The sequence below is a fragment of the Myxococcales bacterium genome (assembly GCA_016703425.1).
GTDB lineage: Bacteria > Myxococcota_A > Polyangia > Polyangiales > Polyangiaceae > JADJCA01.
In genome coordinates, this window is sequence record JADJCA010000001.1 from 534529 (window position 1) to 551838 (window position 17310).

The following is a 17310-nucleotide window of genomic DNA, read 5'->3' on the forward strand; positions in this document are numbered from 1 at the left end:
CCCACGCCGTGAACAGCGACCGCCTCCTTTCATGCCGACTTGCCCCACCTGCCGAACTCGCTACGCCGACGGCGTCGACACCTGCACCGCCGACGGCGATCTCTTGTTGCCCGACCAAGCCTTCACCGGCGTGGACGCGGAGCTCGAGGAAGGGCGCGTCGTCGGCGAATACCGCATCGAGGCCAAGATCGGGTCGGGCGGATTCGGCACCGTGTACCGGGCCGTTCATCCCCTCATCGGAAAGGCCGCGGCCATCAAGGTCCTGGGCCGCCAGTATTCGGGCGATCCCCAGATGGTGGCGCGCTTCATCGCCGAAGCGCGCGCCGTCAATCAGATCCGCCATCGGCACATCATCGACATCTTCGCCTTCGGCTCGCTCGACGACGGCCGCCAGTATTTCGTGATGGAGCTGCTCGAGGGCATGACCCTCGACGCCTATTTGAAGCGCAAGGGCGGTCGCCTCGCGCCGGAGTGAGGCGCTGCCGATCCTGCGAGCCGTGGGGCGCGCGCTCGACGCGGCACACGCCCGCGAGATCGCGCACCGCGACCTCAAGCCCGAGAATGTGTTTCTCGCGATGCAAGACGGCGAGATCTTCCCCAAGCTGCTCGACTTCGGCATCGCCAAGCTGATGGGCACGTCGGCCGGCTCGGGAGGCCTCAAGACCAGCACCGGACAGCCCATCGGCACGCCGCACTACATGTCCCCGGAGCAGTGCCGCGGGCGCGACGTCGATCACCGCACCGACGTCTATTCGTTTGGCGTCATGGCGCACGAGGTCCTCACGGGCAAGCTCCCGTTCTCCGGCGGCGACGTCATGGAGCTGCTCATCAAGCAGGTCCAGGCGCCGGCGCCCCCCATGTCGCGCGTCTGCAAAGAGCTGTCGCCGGCCCTCGACGAGCCGGTCCTCGCCATGTTGTCGAAGGACCCAAAGAAGCGCCCCTCGACGCTCGGCCAAGCCGTCGAAGCGCTCTTTCGCGCGGCGAATTCCGCCGGCTACGCGGTGCCGCTCGCGCCCGTCGGCGGCGATTCGGGTGCGCGCATCGTGCCGCCCCCGGACATCTCGACGGCGAACACGATGGCCGAAGCGGAGACCCTCGGCGCGAAACCGTTCACGCTCCAAACGTTTCAAGGCACGACGACCGAGTCGTTCGCCACGGCCCCGTCGGCGCGCGCGAAGCGACGAACGCTAACCAAGGCGATGGGCCTCGGCGTGCTTGGCGCGGCGGTGCTCGCCGGCGGCGTGTTCGCAGCGACGCGCAACGGCGCCGCGCCCGCGAGCGTGCCCGCGGCGCAAGTCGCTTCCGCGGCGGCGCTCGCGCCGGCGGCGCCGCCACCGGCGATCGACCCCGCGAGGGCCGCACCCACCGCCACCCCCGAGGCGCGCGGATCCGACGCGACGGTGCGCGTCGTCATCCAGTCGACGCCCGCCGGCGCGACGGTGTTTCGCGGCGATGAGAGCCTCGGCACAACGCCGCTCACGCTTCCGATGAGGAAGGGGAACGAGAAGGCGACCTTCTGGCTCAAGCTCAGCGGGCACGACCCGGCGCCCGTGGAGATCGAACCGTCCGAGTCCCGGACCGTCTCGGTTGGCCTGAGGGAGCGCGCCGCTCGCCCGCGCCACCAAGGTCCTGGCCAAGCGCAACCCGGCAGCACGGACATCGAGAAGAACCCGTTCTGATCGACCGCTCTGATCGGCCTCGGATCAGCCTCCTTTCAGGTACTCTGCCGCTCTTCGCGAACTCGCGCCGTCACAGGAGACCGCTTGTCCTTCTTCTCTTCCCGTTCGTTTTTCCGTTCGCCTTCCCGCTCGTTGCGCGGCCCGCTCAGCATCACCGCCGTCGCCAGCTTCGCCGCCCTCGTCGCTGGCGGTTGCGCCACGCTGCCGGCCATCGAGGCGGGCACCTGCGGCAACGGCATCGTGGAGGCCTCCGAAGGCGAAGACTGCGAGTCGCTCCTCGAAGGGCGCATCGCCTCGCGCGACAAGGCCATGTCGCTCGACAGCAACCTTCACCATTGCGGTCGCTCCTCCGGCGAAGGCGCGTCGCGCGCGCCCGAGTCGTGTCGCTTCACGTGCGATCGCGCGGCGCCAGCAACCAAGGCTTGCCCCGAGAGCCGCGTCTGCGGCGCCGACGGCATCTGCCGCGAGCCGAGCGGGGGCTTCGGGCGCGTGGAGTCGGTGCCCGCCGAGGGCGTAGCGCTCAGCGCCGCGGACTTCGATGGCGACGGCCGGGCCGAGCTCGTGGCGACGGGCCGCCGCAACATCGAGGTCGTCACGTGGGACAAGGCGACGCGGCTCTTGGAGCGCATGACGCGCATTGGCTCAAGGACCGTGCGCCCGACCGCCGGCTCCTTCGGGGCGAAAGAGCAGGCGCCCGACGCGCTGGCGGACCTCGCGGTCATTCGCGAAGGCGGCCTCGTCTCGCTCTTTCGAGGCACCAAGGGGCGCGATCTGGAGCCGCAGTTCTTCGCCGCCTTCAAGAGCAACGGGACGAACTTTCAGCTCATCCCCGTCGACGTCTTGCCGGGTCGCATCGCCGGCACGACGCCTCTCGAATACGGGCTCGAGGTCCTCGTGTACGTCACGCGCACCAAGAGCGACGGCACCGTCGTCAACGAGCTGAACTTCCTCGACGCGACGCTCAACCAGTTCACGCTCGCGACGACGCCGAAGAGCGCAGCGGAGCTCGCCGGACCGCTCCGCGTGGGGCGCTTCCACGACTACGTCGGCGTGCCGGTCGCGCAGTTTGATCAGGTGCTCCCGTGCGAGTCGCTGGTCTTGCCGTTCCGCGGCGACGACGCGGTCACGCTCATCGAGCCCTGCCGACGAAAAGGGGCGACGGTGGAGGCCAACACGCTCGGGCCCGACTACGTGCCGACGCCGGCGCTGAAGCTCGACGACGGGTTCCGGTCGGACCGAAAGGCGTTCACCTCTTCGACCTCAACGACGACGGCCACCTCGACGTCATCGTCGACGGCGAGAAGACGCCGGCGGCAGGGGGAGGCCGCCAGACCCTGGTGGCGTTCGGACTCGGCGACGGACGCTTCCACGGCGTCGGCTGGGCCAAAGGAGCGCCGGAACCGTCGACGCCCGACGGCACGGCTCGCCCCAGCGACTTCGCCGACTGCGAGGCGCAGCTCGGCTTTCCGCTCGCCTACGGTCAGCTCACGAGCGATCGGCAGGTCGACTGCGTCTTCGCCGCGGGCATTCGCTACCGCGCGCAGGTGGAGCGATGGCTGGCCGCTGGAAAAAACGAGAGCGAGGCGTTCCAGGAGGCCATCGTCACGGACTTCAACGGCGACGGGCGCGCCGACGTCGTGACGACCTCGAAGGTGTCGCTCGACACCTTCGCGAGCAACGGCGGCTTCGCGTTTCGCTCGTCCTTCGACGCCATCGCGCCTCGCCTCGCGGCAGCGGGCGACGTCGACGGCGACTTCGTCAACGACATCCTCTTCAGCGCCAACGTCGACGACCAGTCGGCGCTGCTGTTGCTCCGCGGCGGGCGCTCCTTCTCCGAGGCGCCGACGTCGCTCGGCAAGGCGCCGGGGATGCTCCAGGTGCTGACGGGCGCGGTCTCGAACCCCATCGGCGGCCTCGACGACGTCACCGACATCGGCGTCGTTTGGAAGAACGCGCCGGGCGGAGACTTCTTCGTCTCGCTCTTTCGCGGGAGCACGAAGGGTGAGTTCGACGCGCCCTTCGCCGTCAGCGCCGACGGTCGCTCGCAGGCCGTGGCGCGGGTGCTCGCGGCAGGCCGCTTCACGGCAGGCGCCCGCGACTCGCTGGCGGTCGTCGCGACGGACACGGGCACCTCGACCGAGCGCCTCTTTCATGTGCCCTTCGAAGAGGGCGCCGCGCCGGGAAAGATGGAGCCGTCGGATCCGCTCGACGGCGCCTACGAGTGGCCCAAGGCGAACCTCGTGGCGATGAAACAGGAGGGCGCGCCGTCGGCCGTGGCGATGCTCGTCCCGCCGGCCGCCGGCGGCGAGGCGGGCGCCGTCTTCGTCGCGCGCGTGGAGGGCGGTCGCTTCACCATCACGCGGGCCGCGACGGTCGCGCACAAGCGTCGCGATCGGACCAGCGACGCCATCAGCGACGACTTCAACGGTGACGGCCACCCCGACCTCGCGCTCGTCGTCGAAGACGACGCGAAGCGCGCGCTGCTCGTCTCGCTGGGAACGGGCGGCGCTTCGCTCTCACCCTTCGTCGAGGTGCCGATGGACAAGGCGCCTCGCGCCGTGGCCGCCGTCAGGCTCAGCGGGAAGCGCCGGCGGGAGCTCGTCGTGCTCTCCGCCGACACCGTTCGCCCGGTCCTCGTCGATGGCGCACCGCGCCTCGGCGACCCGCTCATTGAAGGCGTCGACGACCGCGCCACCGCGCTCGTTGGGGCCGACTTCGACGGCGACGGCGTCGACGACGTCGCCGTCGGCGGCCTCGATGGTGTGGAAGTTCACTTTGGCCGGGCGGTGTTGCCGTGAAGATGCATCTTGCAAGCGCTTCCAGCGTCGCCGCCGTTCTCTCGTCGCTCGTCCTGGCCTCGGCCCCGGCCCACGCCGAGTCGCTCCTCGACAAGGACGCGCCGCGAAAGCTCTTCGACGCCGGCGCGCAGGCCTACTCCTCGGGGCAGTTCGCGGCGGCCATCCAGGCCTTCGACCAGGCGCAGAAGCTCGCTCCCCGCGCGCAGATTCTGTTCTCGCTGGCGCAGGCGCAGCGGCGGCAATATTTCGTCGACAAGAACCCGGATCACCTGCGCGCCGCGCTCAAGAACTTCCGCGCGTACCTCAAGGAGGTCCCGGAAGGCGGGCGCCGCGTCGACGCGGCGCAAGCGCTCGGCGAGCTCGAGCTGCTCGAGACGCGCATCGAAGGCGCTCAGGGCCGCGGCGGCAAGGAGCCGGCGCGCCTCATGGTCCTCACGCGGGCGCCCGGCGCCATGGTCTCCTTCGACGGCGGCCCCCCGAAACCCGTGCCTCACGCCGCCGAGGTGGCGCCCGGGCCCCACCGCGTGCACGTGACGGCGGAGGGCTTCTATCCGGAGACGCGCGACGCCCTCGCCATCGACAACGCCATCGTTCCCTTCGACGTCCCGCTGCGCGAGAAGCCTGCGACACTCACGCTGGCGGGCCCGCACGGGGCCGACGTCTTCCTCGATGGGCATCGCGTCGGCGCCGTGGGCCCGACGCCGCTGTCGGTGCCCGCGGGCCGGCACGTCGTCACGGTCCAGCAAAACGGCCACTGGCCGTTCTCCGAGGAGGTCGACCTTCGGCGCGGCGCGGAGCATCGCCTCGAGACACCGCTCCCGGCGACGCGGCAACGTTGGGCGTCGTATGGGCTCTTGGGCCTCTCGGCGTCGTCGGCCGTCGTGGCGGGCGTCTTCGGCTACCTGGCGCTCGACCACGAGTCCGAGGCGAAGTCGCTCGACAAGCGGCGGCAGACCGAGGGCATCTCGTCGGCCGATCGCGAGCAATACGATCGCGAGATCCGCTTGCGGGATCGGATGGCCGTGGGCAGCTACGTGTCGCTCGGCGTCGCCGCCGGCACCGGCGTCCTGGGCGCGGTTCTGTGGATCTTCGATCCGCCAAGCTCGCGCCCCCGCGAGGTGCGTGCGCGTGACGCGGCGCCCGGAGCGGACGCGTCGCCGAGCGTCGAGCTCAGCCTCGCACCGGGTCCCGGCGGAGGCGGCGCGTCGCTTCGCGGAGCCTTCTGATCGGGCCCGAGCGCTACGCGCGCTTCTGCCAGACCGGCTTCTCTCAGACCGGCTTCTCCCAGACCGGCGGGCGCCGCTCGAAGTAGGCAGCCACCGCTTCTTGGTGATCGGCGCCGGCCCAGGTCTCGGCAAAGAGCTCACGCTCGAGCGGCCGAAGCGCGTCGTAGGCCGCGCGCCGCGAAGCCGTGAGCAGGCGCTTCATCGCGGCCACCGCCGAGGGCGACCCCTGCTCGACGTCGCGGGCCCACGCGAGCGCTGCCGCGACGGCGTGCGCGTCACCGTCTTGCTCGGTCACGTGGTCCACCAGGCGAAGGGCCTGCGCCTCCCGCGCCAGAAGCTCCTGGCCCGTCAAGAGCAAGCGAGACGCGGCGCCGTGGCCCACGACCGAAACGAGGCGCGCCAAGGTGCCCCACGAGGTGCACACGCCCATGCGCACGTGCTTGAACGAGACCCGCGCGCTCGCGTCGGCGACGCGCGCGTCACACGCCATCGCGAGCTCGGCGCCGCCGCCAAAGGCCACGCCCGACAGCGCCGCGAAGACCGGTACCGGCAAGCCCTCGATGCGGCGGCAGAGCGCCTCGCCGGCGTCGGAGAAGCGCGCCGCGTCTTCGCGCGTGACGACCAAGCGGGCCTCTCGGAGATCCGCGCCCGCGGAGAAGACGCCGCCTTCGCCCGTCAGCACCACAGCGCGGAGCGAGGGGTCCGCCTCGGCCGCCGAGAGCGCGTCCGCGAAGGCCGTCATCATCGCTTCGTTCAGAGCGTTTCGTTGGTCGGGACGATCCATCGTCCAGACAGCCACGTTGCCCTCACGCTCAACGCGCAACATGGCGGACCTTCAGGGCGCCGCACGCCGCACGAGGCGGCTCTTGGGCGAGCCCACGTCCAAGAGCTCGCTGGGGCGAAGGCGCGTGGTCCGCCTCTCTTCGTCGATGACGAAGTCGCGCTTCTTCCGGCCCTTCCATCGCAAAAAGAGCTTCTCGGCGTGGGTCACGATGGCGCCCGCGACGTCGACGCCGCTCGTGCGCTCGATGCCTTCGAGGCCGGGGGAGCTGTTGATCTCGAGGATCTTCGGGCCGTCGCGGCTCTCCAAGAGATCGACGCCGGCGACCTCCAGGCCCATGACCTTGGTGGCCATGGTGGCCGCCTTGACGAAGCGCCGATCGAGATCGACGCGGACGCCGAGACCGCCGCGGTGCAGGTTCGAGCGAAACTCACCGGCCTTCGCTTGGCGGCGCATGGCCGCGACGACGCGGTTGCCCACGACGATGGCGCGGTAGTCGCGGCCGCGCGACTCGGCGATGTACTCCTGCAGGATGATGTCCTGGCCCATGGCCCAGAGCGTCTCCAAGAGCGACGTCACCGCTTGCGGCGTCTCAGCGATCATCGTGCCGATGCCTTGCGCGCCTTGCTGGAGCTTCACGATGGCCGGCGTGCCTCCTACGAAGGAGAGCGCCATGTCGACGGACGCCGGCGTTCGTGCGCAGACGGTGCGCGGCACGTCGATGTTCTTCTTCGTGAGCAGCTGCATCGCGCGGAGCTTGTCGCGGGAGCGCGCGATGGCGATGGCCGTGTTCATCACCGGCACGCCCATCATGTCGAACTGACGCACGACGGCGAGGCCGTAGTTGGTGATCGAGGCGCCGATGCGCGGAATGACCATGTCGGCGCGCGGGACCGGCCGATCGCCGAGGAACATCGACGGGCGCCCGCGCGAGACGGCGATATGAAAATCGAGCGGATCGGCGACCGTGACGTCGTGGCCGCGGGAGCGCGCCGCGAGCACCAAACGGCTCGTGGAATAGAGCGAGGCGTTGCGGGAGAGGACGAGGAGGCGCACGTTTTGCTCGACCCGAAGGCCGTAGGGCGAAGGTAGGGGGAGCCGGCGCATGAGCGCAAGCATCTCGAATTTGGAGGGAAATTCCCCGGCAAAGCGCGGCCCGACGGCCGCCGGCGGGGCCGGCTCGCGCAAGCGGTCGCGAAGTCGCGGCACCCACGCTAGAGTCGGTCCCCCATGCCGCTGCCGCGCCGCCCCGACGACCTCTCCGGCGATCTGCCCCCACTCGACGGGCCCCTCGAAGGCGAAGACGAAGACGAGAGCGGCGGCGAGGCGGCGATCGGACGAAGAGCTCGACGCGCTCATCGAGCACGCGGGCGATCCGTTGGACGACGCGACGAACGAGCACGAGCCCGTCCTCGGCGAGACGTTCAACGCGGCCCCGGGCGCAAACGAGAGCGACCTCGAGCACGACGACGCCGAGTCGGTGCCCGATCTCGATGTCGGCAACGACGCCGTCGACTTCGAGGAAGGCTTCATGGACGACGCCACCGAAGACGCCCCGGCGGAGGACACGGACCTCGCCGCCGAGATCGCGCCCAGCGTTGGCGACGCCGGCGAGGAAGGTCCGTCGGACGCCGACGAGGCGCTTCGCGAGGAAGATCTGCCGTCGCTCGACGCCGACGACGGCGGGGAAGGCGACGAGCGGCATTTCTTCGACAAGCTCGGCGGCGAAGAGGCGCCGCTGCCGTGGGCGCGAGAGCGCTGGGAGCCGGCGCCCGTGACGGTGCGGCCCGAGGTCGGGCCCGTCTCGTTGGTGGCCGCGGCGCCGCTGGGGGCGCTGGCGCTCGGCGAGCGATTGATGCGCGTCGAGATCGACGGCCCTGTGGTTCCGCTCGCGGCCGAGGGGCTCCCCGAAGAGGGGCGGCGAGCGCTCGTCGTGGGACCGACGCGCTCGAGCCATCCGGCCATCTTCGTGCAAGCCGCCGCTGGCACGTACCGCAGCGACGACGGCGGCGCGTCCTTCGCGCCGAGCGACGCGGCCCCGCTCGAGGTCGGCGTCGACGTCGACCGGCTCGGCATGCTCCTGCCGACGGGCTTCGAGATCGCCGCCGCGACGCGAGCCGGTGACGGCTTGCTCGTGCTGGTGCGCGCCCTCAGCTACGGCCGCTTGTACTTGGCGACGCTGGCCAAAGATCGGTGGGAGCTGGTCCTCGAGTTCCCCGAACCCGAGTCTGACGCCGATGGCGGCGCGAGCGATCTCACGCTTGGCTGGGATCCGCAGCGGTCCCTCTTGTGGGTGGGCGGCGCCTTCGGCCTCCTCGCGCTCCAGCCCCGCCGCGGGGCCTGAAGACGGAAGGAGCTGGCTAAATGGCCGGGCCGACCTTTCTTCGGTATGCTGCGGGGTCCTTGGAGCGTCCGCCTCGGTGACCATCGCCCGCGAAGAGTTGGTGCTCGCGCTCGCCCCGTCGCTGGGGGAGGAGAAGAGCATCGAGGTCGTGCTCGGAGCGCTCACGCGACTCGGCTACGAAAACCCGTTGCTCGACGCGACGCAGGTCGACGCGGTGCTTGATTTGCTCGCCTCGGAGGCGGGCCTCGTCGGTGTCGCGGCGCGCGTGGCCAAGCAACGAAGCCGTGTCTTCGCCGATGAGCCACAGAGCGGCACCACGGGCGAGTCGAGCTCCTCGACGAGGCGCTCCATGTGGCCGCGCGGTGACGCGCGCATCTACGAGTCGTCGTCGACGCTCCGCGCGCCATCCATTCCGCCTTCGGGGCCCCCGCGCTTCCGCGCCAAGGACTTGGCGCGAATGCTGGCGCCCACGATTGGTGACGCGAGGGCCGTCGAGACGGTGGCCGCCGCCGTTGGGAAGCTCGGCGTCTCGCCCACGGACATGACGCAAGAGGAGGCGCTCGACGTCCTCGAAGCGCTGGCCGGCGAGCCGGGGACGCTGGGCGTCACGGCGCGCTTCGCCAAAGCGCGTCTCCTCTTGAAGGCGTAAGGGTCCCCGGTTGCCTTCCAGCGGTTGACGCCGTTGCGACGCAGCCGCATGGAGGCCGCATGACTCGACGCACCATTGCCTTTCTCGCCCTCGCATCGACCGCGGCCCTTGGTGGCCACCTGCTCGCAGCCTGCGGGGAGGACGATGGTGGCGGCGGCGTGGATGCGGGCGCCGCGGACGTGAGCCTCGACACCTCGCTCCCGAAGGCCGATGGCTCCGCGGGCTCCGACGCCGGAACCCCCGTCGATGCGAGCAAGACCGACAGCGCGGCCACCACCGACGGCGGCCAAGACGCCACGGTGGTCGTCGATGCGTCCCTCGACGCCGGTGCCGACGCGGCCCTCGACGCCGCGACCGACGCACCGCCGTGCGTCCCGCTCGTCCTGCTCGACGGCGGCGGCGTGGTGCCCACGCCTTACCTTCAGGCGAGCGACAGTCCGTTCCGCTGCGTGCCTTTCACCAGCTACTACCACCTCGACAACCTCGAAGATGGCGGCATCAAGAAGCCCGGCCTCACGGCGCTCTCCGGCGTGTCGACCCTGAGCTCGTTCTCGGGCCTCGATCATCGACTCCGTCGACGGGGACGACGGGACGCTGAGCGACGGCGGCACGATCGGCTCGTGCCCCGGCTGCAACTCTTGGTTCACCGGCAACAGCACAGCGGGCATCGAGTTCCAGTTCAACGAAGCCACGCTCGGCGCGCTGCCCACGCATGCGGGCCTTGTCTGGACCGACGGCTCCGGCAACGTCACCGTGACGTTCTCAGCCTTCGGCGCCGACGGTGGCGTGCTGGTCAGCTACGCGACCTCGGGGATCGGTGACGGCTCGAACAACAGCACGAGCGCCGAGGACCGCTTCTTCGGGGCCGTGCATGATGCAGGCATCAAGCGCATCAAGGTGACGCACACGTCCGGCGGCCTCGAGGTCGACCACGTGCAATACGGGCGGTGAGCCCCGCCGATGGCCCCGGCGTGCGGCGCAATTGACCCATGGCCTCTCGCGTCGGCCAGCGCTACCCTGCCCGCCGATGTTGAGGCCCTCGCTCTCTCCGCGGCTGGCATTCCTCGGTCTGACGGCTACCCTCGCCATGGCGTGCGGCGAACAAGGTGACGGCGCGGTCACGCCAGGGGAAGACGACCGCACCCTCGGGGACGCGCAGGCGGAGCCTCCTAGGGCGCCGCAGCCGCCTTCCTCGGACGCGGGCGCCGCGAGCGACGCGGCCGACGCGACGGCGGTGAGCCTCGCGGAGCGATGGCTCGCCTTCGCAGAGAAGCGCGGGGCAGCGCGCGGCGATCTCGCCATTGGGATCCGCGGTCGCGACGTGCACGGTGTGCGGCACGCCACGCGTGTGGGCGCCAAGTTCGACGACACCCTGATCGTCGTGACCGGCGGCACGGTGACCGTGTTCCCCGTTTCGACGCACCCCTTCGAGAAGACCTCCACGACCGTCCCCGACGTCACGGCCGACGGCAAGCGTGACGTCGCCATGATCCGGCCCGGTCTCTACCGGGCCGTGCTCCGCGACGCGAGCCGCAACATTGGCGGCGCGCTGACGTACCACGTGCTCGCCACGAGCGGCTCCGACCGCATTCCTGCGTGGCGGAACACGAATCAGGACGACCAGTACTCGGACGCGGAGAAGAGCGCGTCGGTGGCCCGCGGCGACTACGCGACCGCGATTCTCTTCCACCAAGCGGCGGCGTCGCCGCCCGCGCAAGGCTGCCAGGTGATGGAGCCGGGGAGCGTGGCCAAGCTGCTGCCCCTTCTCAAGGACGAATTCCGCTACTTGCTCGTCGATGACGGCGACGACGTACCGAGCCTCTAGGACCGCTCAGCCGCGGCCCTCGCGTGGCCCTGGAGCCTTCCGCGCTGCGCGACGCCATCGGTCGCGCGCTGAGCTAGATTGATGCCCGTGAGCATCATCGTCCAAAAATACGGCGGCTCCTCCGTCGCCGACGTCGCAAAGCTCGGACAAGTCGCGGACCGCGTCGTCGCCGCCAAGCGCTCGGGGCACGACGTCGTGGTCGTCGTCAGCGCCATGGGCAAGACCACAGACAGCCTCCTCGCCCTCGCGCGCTCCGTCGCCGAGGGCGGCCCCGGCGGCGCCTCCGAGGCGCCCCGCCGCGAGCTCGACATGCTCGTGTCGACCGGCGAGCGCGTCTCCATGGCGCTCCTCTCCATCGCCATTCATGCCCGCGGCGAGCAAGCCATCAGCTTCACCGGCAGCCAGTCCGGGATCATCACGAGCGATCGGCACTTCGACGCCCGCATCATCGAGGTCCGGCCTCATCGCATCGAAGACGAGTTGGCGCGCGGCAAAATCGTCATCGTCGCCGGCTACCAGGGCATGAGCTACCGGCGCGAGATCACGACCCTGGGCCGTGGCGGCTCCGACACGACGGCCGTCGCCCTCGCGGCAGCGCTGTCGGCCGAGCGGTGTGAGATCTACAGCGACGTCGATGGCGTCTATTCCGCCGACCCGCGCGTCGTGCCCGACGCGGCGCACCTGCCCACGCTCGACTTGGCCACGCTCGGCGAGATGGCCGAGGCCGGCGCGAAGGTGCTGAACGCCCAGGCCGTCGAGTGGGCCCGCCGCGCGAAGATCGCCATCTTCGCGCGCAAGACCAACGATCCCGTCGGCGCCGGGCGCGAGACGGTCGCCGCCGGGGAGGCCCCTTCGTCCGACGCGCGCGTGCGCGGTGTCGTCGGCGTCGGGAACATCGCGGAAATCACGTGCAGCGCCTCGGTCCAGCGCCTCGCCGCGGCCGCCACCGAGAGCGGCCTCGCGCTCTACGATCTCTCCGGCGACGAGCGCGGCGCCCACGCGGTCGTGGCCCTCGCGAACGTGCCAGACTTTGCCGAGCGGCGCGCGGTCTTGGAGCGGCTCGCGTCGCCCCTCGAGATCCGCACCGACGGCGCCCTCGTGAGCCTCGTGGGCGCTGAGCTCGCCGGCGAGGCCGCCAACGTCGCCAAGGCGCTCGAGGATGCGGGTGCCCATCCGCGCTTTCTCACGAGCGGTCCGCTTCGCATCTCGGCGACGATCCCTGCGGGAGCGCTCGACGCGGCGCAGCGCGCGCTGCATGCGCGGTTTGTGAGCGCGATCTAGCCGCACCGACGTCGGCATGCACAAGAGCGCGCCACGGTCGATTGCGCCCGTTGACCAGCGCGACAGGGCCATGCGACGGTCACGGCATGACTCGGCTCGCGCGCTCGCACACGGTCCCGCTTTCCGACGGCGTTCGGGTGAAGGTGCAGTTGGGCGTGGCGAAGGCACGCGACGGCGGCCGTTACCTGACCCAGCTCGCGGCTTCCGTCGAGGAGCCTGCCGGTTGGGCCCTGTCGGCCGCGGTGGCTGGCACCCCGACTAACCGTGGCGCGGGCACCGGCGCTTCCGTGATCATGGCCCAGGCGCTCGCGATCACACAACGGCGAGCGACGCTCCGAGGAACCAAACTGCGCACAACGGTCATCGAGGCGCTCGCCGACGGCACGGTCACGACACGGTAGAGCCCGCGCTCGGTCGCTCGCGCAACGCAGCGCGCACCAACGTGCGGTCGACGCTCAGCGACAGTCCCATGAGCACCCGGATTCGAAGCAACGAACCGTAACGGCGCGCCCGCACCCGGCGGCGAGGACCGCGACGCGGTCGCGACCGCTGTACCGCTGCGTGGCGCTGCGCGTCTCGATGTCGTCGTAGTCGCACCCGAGAACCGTCGAGGCGCGCAGACGTGCCTCGTGGACGAGGGCCTCGTCGGTCGCACATCCGCATCCGGTCGCAAAGAACGCGAGTGCGGCGAGCGCAAGCGTGGCCCCGGCACGGCGCATGGACCTTCGACGTCCGCGCGGCCCCCGGCATTCCCTCGGGCGCTACGATTCTCGGAAGCTCAGCCGGTTTCGCCCGCCCCCCGCAGGTGGCGCCAGGAATCGCGTGCGCGCTTCGGCGCTTAGCGGCCCGCGTCACACGCGCAGCCCCGCGGCCCACGCGGCGGTGGCGACCTTCACGAGCTAGCCCCCGTCACACAAGGTCGCCCGGGCGGCTCGCTCCGCAAGCTCGGGCGAGCACCGGACTTCCCACTCGGCGGACAGCTCACGCGGCGCGCCGGAGCTCAGGAGCAAAGCGACCCCTGCGTCGTTCACGCGGCAGTCCACGCCCAGTGTCGTCCCCTGATCAGCGGACACGCACAGAACCTTGACGAGCCGTCGACAGGCAGCGTCCGGTGCGAGCAGAGTTCCGATCCGAAGCGAGCACGAGCCGGGGCAGCTCTCGGATCCATACGCAAGGCACGGAGACGGATCCACGGCAACATCCGTGGACGCATCAACGACGCCCCCGTCGACCGCGTCGAGGCGCGCGGCGCATCCGACGCCGAGTACGCTCGCGAGCCCCAGCCAAAGGCCGACGATATGCGCGCCGCGCATCACGGCTCCCCCTGCGAATGCATGACCCAAGCTTCAGTTACCCCCATCGCACATCGTCACGTGAAACGCGCGGTCCATCATTTCCCTAGTGCAACGCGCTTGCCACGCGGCGGGCAGCTCGGCGGGGGCCCCTTCGTTCAGCACAAGGATCGCGCCCGCATCGTTGACGCGACAATCGCTGGCGAGCGTGGCCCCCTGCTCCGCGTAGGCGCAGATGAAGTCGACGCGATTGCCGCAGGAGGCGTCAACGGCAAGGGTATAGCCCCGGCGCAGCACGCACTCCGCTGGACATTGGCTTGGGGCGAACGCCGCGCACGCCACGCCGGCCTCTGAACCTGCGTCAGTGCCGGCCGGCGGGTTCCCCCCAGCATCGTCGAGCCGGGCGGCACACGCCGCTGCGCTCGCGCACGCGAGGGCAGCGAACAGCCCGGCAAGGGCGCCGCGCATCACGGCTCCCCCTGCGAGTGCACCACCCAGGCCTCCCAGATGGTCAAGCCGCCCGCGGGGACGGCATAGGGATGCAGCTCAATTGTGTACGAACACGCACCAGGGTTGATCGTCCCATCGAGTGAGGTTACCGCGATGCGCATGCGAACGTCGTAGTCCGTTTGAGAGGCGATCGTTGAGGTCGCGCGCCCTGCCGCGCGCATCACCGCCCCGCCGCCGCCCTCGCGAGCGCTCGCCGCGCCGCGTCGGGCGCCTCGGGGTGCCCCACCGGGTCGAGCGACGACGCGACGAGCGACAGCGCCGCTCCGAGGACGCTCATTTCCTGTTTGAGCGCCTCGTTGCCGTCACGCTCCGCGATGCGCGCGATGCGTCTCACGACCGCCAACTCGGCGGGCACGCGCTTGAGCTCGCGGTACCGCGCCGCCAGCGCCCGTAGCGCGTCGACGCCGCCGCCGCGCGCCGCCGCTTCCTCGAGCTCCTTCACCGCTTCTTCGCGCTGGCCCACGCGCCACAGGGCGCCGGCGCGCGCGATGCGAAGCTTTGCGCCTTCGGCTCGGTTCGCCAGGCCGACCGTGTACACGCGGAGCGCTTCGGTGAAGTCGCCGCGCTTCTCACGGAGGGCGCCGAGGCCCAGGTAGCAGCGCTCGCAGCTTCGATCGAGCGTCACCGCGTCGGTGTAGCGCCGCAGCGCCACGTCCTCGTTGCCCTGCGCGATCTGGCGCTCCGCCGACGCGATGAGCTCGTCGACCGACGACGCTCGCGCCTCGCCTGCGAAGACGAGGGCGACCACGGAGACGACGGCGGACACCTGGAGCGCAAGCAGACGCGACCGCCTCATGACGCGCCTCAATGGCCCGTGCAAGGTGAGGACGCGTCCATTCCCGTGCGGCGCCGCTCTGCGCCGAACCTAGCCGACGCTCTGCGCTTCCGCGATGGCGTCTTCACGGCGAGGCCGGAGGTTGATCTTCAGGATCTGCTTCCGCACGCGGACCGCCTCGGGCGTGACCTCGACGAGCTCGTCGGCGTCGATCCATTCCATGGCCGTCTCGATGGTCAGCGTGCGCGGGACGTCGAGAGCGACGTTCTCGTCTTTGCCGTGGTTGCGCACGTTGGTGAGCTTCTTCTCGCGGATGGCGTTCACGTCGGCGTCGTTGGGCCGGTTGTGCTCGCCGATGATCATGCCTTCGTAGACGCCCGCGCCGGGTGACACGAAGAAGATGCCGCGCTGCTGCAGGTGATGGAGCGCGTAGGGCGTCGTGACGCCTTCGCGATCGGCGACGAGGGCGCCCGTTTGGCGCTTCATCATGGTGCCGCCCCAGGGCTCCCAGCCGTCGAAGAGCGTGTTCAAGAGGCCCATGCCGCGCGTCGAGGTGAGAAACTCTCCGCGGAAGCCGATGAGGCCTCGGCTGGGCACGCGGAACTCGAGGCGCGCGCGGCCGTAGCCGGGGTTCGACATCTTGATCATGCGGCCGCGGCGCTCGCCGAGGCGCGTGGTCACGACGCCGATGAAGTTGTCGGGGACGTCGACGACGACGAGCTCGACGGGCTCCATGGAGACGCCGTCTTCGACCTTGGTGACGACCTCGGGGTTGCCGAGCTGCATCTCGTAACCTTCGCGCCGCATCGTCTCGATGAGGATCGCGAGCTGGAGCTCGCCGCGGCCAAAGACCACGAAGGTGTCGGGGCTGTCGGTCTCTTCGAAGCGCAAGGCGAGGTTCTTGCGGACCTCGCGCTCGAGGCGCTCGCGAAGCTGACGGCTCGTGAGGTATTTGGACTGCTTGCAGCGACCGGCGAAGGGCGACGTGTTGACGCCGACGCGCATCTTCAAGGTCGGCTGCTCGACGTGGATGCGCGGCAACGCTCGCGATTCCCAGCCGGGCGTCAGGTCGACGATGGTGTCGCCGACGTAGACCTCTTCGATGCCCGCGATGGCGACGATTTCGCCGGCGGCGGCCTCGGGCATGGGCGTGCGCTTCAGGCCTTCGAAGGTCGAGAGCACCTTGATGGCGCCCTTGATGACGAGGCCGTCCTTCAAGACGGCGACGGGCATGTTGGCCTTCACGCGACCCGACACGACGCGGCCGACGGCGAGACGGCCGACGTAGTCGTCGTGATCGAGGTTGTTGACGAGGACCTGCACCGGGGCGTCGGGGTCGCCGGGCGCCTGCGGGACGCGGTCGATGATGAGCTTGAAGAGCGGCTCCAAGTTGGTCGACGTGTCTTCCAGGGAAGACTTGGCGATGCCCTGACGGCCGATGGCGTAGACGACGGGGAAGTCGAGCTGGGCGTCGTTGGCGCCGAGATCGCAGAAGAGGTCGAAGACCTCGTTCAGGACGTCGTTGGGGCGGGCGTCGGCGCGGTCGATTTTGTTGATGACCACGATGATGGGGAAGCCCAACTCGAGGCACTTGCGGAGCACGAAGCGCGTCTGCGGGAGGGGCCCCTCGGCCGCGTCGACCAACAGCAAGGCGCCGTCGGCCATCAAGAGGGTGCGCTCGACCTCGCCGCCGAAGTCGGCGTGGCCTGGGGTGTCGACGATGTTGATCTTGGTGCCCTGCCAGCGCACCGAGGTGTGCTTGGCGAGGATGGTGATGCCCCGCTCTCGCTCGAGGTCGTTCGAGTCCATGACCCGCTCTTGGACCTGCTCGTTGTCACGGAAGGTCCCCGCCTGCTGAGCATGGCGTCGACGAGGGTGGTCTTGCCATGGTCGACGTGGGCGACGATGGCGACGTTGCGAAGGTCCAAGGGCATTCTGGGGCGCTCAATAGCACAAAAGCGTCCAAGGGCCGCCCACGTACGCCCTGGGTGGTGGGAATCGGTCGGGGAGGGGACGGCGTTCTGTCGTGAGGCGGCGTGCGAGGCGACGCGTCCGGCGGTTCCGGCCTAGGTCGCGCGCGGCCCGAGGTCCCGGCCATCGGGCCTCGTTCTTCGCGCTTTTCGCGAGGAGAAAGGCGACGTACGAGCAGC

The 17310-nt window shown here is 70.3% G+C and carries 17 protein-coding genes and 1 pseudogene; 12 read left to right on the forward strand and 6 right to left on the reverse strand.

The features are described from left to right. Positions 1–31: 31 nt before the first annotated feature. The 5 genes from IPG50_02315 (at position 32) to IPG50_02335 (ending at position 5703) form a co-directional block, all read left to right on the forward strand. Entirely contained in the window at positions 32–475 is a 444-nt protein-coding gene (locus IPG50_02315; protein MBK6691035.1) for a protein kinase, read from the forward strand. Positions 476–497: 22 nt separating this feature from the next. Beyond that, positions 498–1679, forward strand: a complete 1182-nt coding sequence (locus IPG50_02320; protein ID MBK6691036.1) for a serine/threonine protein kinase — start codon at positions 498–500, stop codon at positions 1677–1679. A 132-nt stretch (positions 1680–1811) separates the two neighbouring features. Beyond that, entirely contained in the window at positions 1812–3320 is a 1509-nt protein-coding gene (locus IPG50_02325; GenBank protein MBK6691037.1) for a hypothetical protein, read from the forward strand. Further along, on the forward strand, positions 3224–4477 hold the full coding sequence (locus tag IPG50_02330; GenBank protein MBK6691038.1) for a VCBS repeat-containing protein: 1254 nt from the start codon (positions 3224–3226) through the stop codon (positions 4475–4477). Before IPG50_02325 ends, IPG50_02330 begins: the two co-directional genes overlap by 97 nt. Then, positions 4474–5703: a PEGA domain-containing protein gene (locus IPG50_02335; protein ID MBK6691039.1), complete on the forward strand. Its 1230-nt coding sequence runs from the start codon at positions 4474–4476 to the stop codon at positions 5701–5703. The genes IPG50_02330 and IPG50_02335 overlap by 4 nt, the downstream gene beginning before the upstream one ends. Before the next feature lie 43 nt (positions 5704–5746). Here the strand turns inward: IPG50_02335 and IPG50_02340 are convergent, their stop codons facing one another. Together IPG50_02340 and IPG50_02345 are read right to left on the reverse strand one after the other, a co-directional pair. Beyond that, positions 5747–6529 (reverse strand): enoyl-CoA hydratase/isomerase family protein, encoded by a 783-nt coding sequence (locus IPG50_02340; GenBank protein ID MBK6691040.1) that lies wholly within the window; start codon positions 6527–6529, stop codon positions 5747–5749. A 9-nt stretch (positions 6530–6538) separates the two neighbouring features. Next, positions 6539–7540 (reverse strand): RimK family alpha-L-glutamate ligase, encoded by a 1002-nt coding sequence (locus tag IPG50_02345; GenBank protein ID MBK6691041.1) that lies wholly within the window; start codon positions 7538–7540, stop codon positions 6539–6541. A gap of 49 nt (positions 7541–7589) precedes the next feature. On the opposite strand from IPG50_02345, the gene IPG50_02350 reads away from it, so the two are divergent. The 7 genes from IPG50_02350 to IPG50_02380 all read left to right on the forward strand — a co-directional run bounded on the left by IPG50_02350 (position 7590) and on the right by IPG50_02380 (position 12984). After that, a complete protein-coding gene (locus IPG50_02350; GenBank protein ID MBK6691042.1) occupies positions 7590–8828 on the forward strand; it encodes a hypothetical protein in 1239 nt (412 codons plus the stop codon). A gap of 76 nt (positions 8829–8904) precedes the next feature. Further along, on the forward strand, positions 8905–9477 hold the full coding sequence (locus IPG50_02355) for a hypothetical protein (GenBank protein MBK6691043.1): 573 nt from the start codon (positions 8905–8907) through the stop codon (positions 9475–9477). A 59-nt stretch (positions 9478–9536) separates the two neighbouring features. Further along, on the forward strand, positions 9537–10298 hold the full coding sequence (locus tag IPG50_02360; GenBank protein ID MBK6691044.1) for a hypothetical protein: 762 nt from the start codon (positions 9537–9539) through the stop codon (positions 10296–10298). Further along, a complete protein-coding gene (locus tag IPG50_02365) occupies positions 10264–10428 on the forward strand; it encodes a hypothetical protein (GenBank protein ID MBK6691045.1) in 165 nt (54 codons plus the stop codon). The genes IPG50_02360 and IPG50_02365 overlap by 35 nt, the downstream gene beginning before the upstream one ends. Before the next feature lie 76 nt (positions 10429–10504). Continuing rightward, on the forward strand, positions 10505–11302 hold the full coding sequence (locus IPG50_02370; protein ID MBK6691046.1) for a hypothetical protein: 798 nt from the start codon (positions 10505–10507) through the stop codon (positions 11300–11302). 81 nt (positions 11303–11383) lie between these two features. Next, a complete protein-coding gene (locus IPG50_02375) occupies positions 11384–12583 on the forward strand; it encodes an aspartate kinase (protein MBK6691047.1) in 1200 nt (399 codons plus the stop codon). 86 nt (positions 12584–12669) lie between these two features. Next, entirely contained in the window at positions 12670–12984 is a 315-nt protein-coding gene (locus IPG50_02380) for a hypothetical protein (GenBank protein ID MBK6691048.1), read from the forward strand. A 54-nt stretch (positions 12985–13038) separates the two neighbouring features. On the opposite strand, the gene IPG50_02385 is transcribed toward IPG50_02380, so the two are convergent. The 4 genes and pseudogenes from IPG50_02385 to typA all read right to left on the reverse strand — a co-directional run bounded on the left by IPG50_02385 (position 13039) and on the right by typA (position 17094). After that, positions 13039–13302, reverse strand: coding sequence for a hypothetical protein (locus IPG50_02385; GenBank protein ID MBK6691049.1), 264 nt, complete (start codon positions 13300–13302; stop codon positions 13039–13041). Positions 13303–13929: 627 nt separating this feature from the next. After that, positions 13930–14343, reverse strand: coding sequence for a hypothetical protein (locus tag IPG50_02390; GenBank protein MBK6691050.1), 414 nt, complete (start codon positions 14341–14343; stop codon positions 13930–13932). A 202-nt stretch (positions 14344–14545) separates the two neighbouring features. Next, complete coding sequence (locus IPG50_02395; protein MBK6691051.1) at positions 14546–15181, reverse strand: tetratricopeptide repeat protein; 636 nt, start codon at positions 15179–15181, stop codon at positions 14546–14548. 69 nt (positions 15182–15250) lie between these two features. Continuing rightward, a pseudogene (gene typA, locus IPG50_02400) lies at positions 15251–17094 on the reverse strand (translational GTPase TypA). Positions 17095–17310 lie beyond the last annotated feature (216 nt).

Coding starts and splice junctions, on each gene's coding strand:
- IPG50_02380 (MBK6691048.1), top strand. CDS start 12,670: ATGACTCGGCTCGCGCGCTCGCACACGGTCCCGCTTTCCGACGGCGTT.
- IPG50_02370 (MBK6691046.1), top strand. CDS start 10,505: ATGTTGAGGCCCTCGCTCTCTCCGCGGCTGGCATTCCTCGGTCTGACG.
- IPG50_02390 (MBK6691050.1), bottom strand. CDS start 14,343: ATGCGCGGCGCCCTTGCCGGGCTGTTCGCTGCCCTCGCGTGCGCGAGC.
- IPG50_02350 (MBK6691042.1), top strand. CDS start 7,590: ATGAGCGCAAGCATCTCGAATTTGGAGGGAAATTCCCCGGCAAAGCGC.
- IPG50_02385 (MBK6691049.1), bottom strand. CDS start 13,302: ATGCGCCGTGCCGGGGCCACGCTTGCGCTCGCCGCACTCGCGTTCTTT.
- IPG50_02340 (MBK6691040.1), bottom strand. CDS start 6,529: ATGTTGCGCGTTGAGCGTGAGGGCAACGTGGCTGTCTGGACGATGGAT.
- IPG50_02315 (MBK6691035.1), top strand. CDS start 32: ATGCCGACTTGCCCCACCTGCCGAACTCGCTACGCCGACGGCGTCGAC.
- IPG50_02395 (MBK6691051.1), bottom strand. CDS start 15,181: ATGAGGCGGTCGCGTCTGCTTGCGCTCCAGGTGTCCGCCGTCGTCTCC.
- IPG50_02375 (MBK6691047.1), top strand. CDS start 11,384: ATGCCCGTGAGCATCATCGTCCAAAAATACGGCGGCTCCTCCGTCGCC.
- IPG50_02360 (MBK6691044.1), top strand. CDS start 9,537: ATGACTCGACGCACCATTGCCTTTCTCGCCCTCGCATCGACCGCGGCC.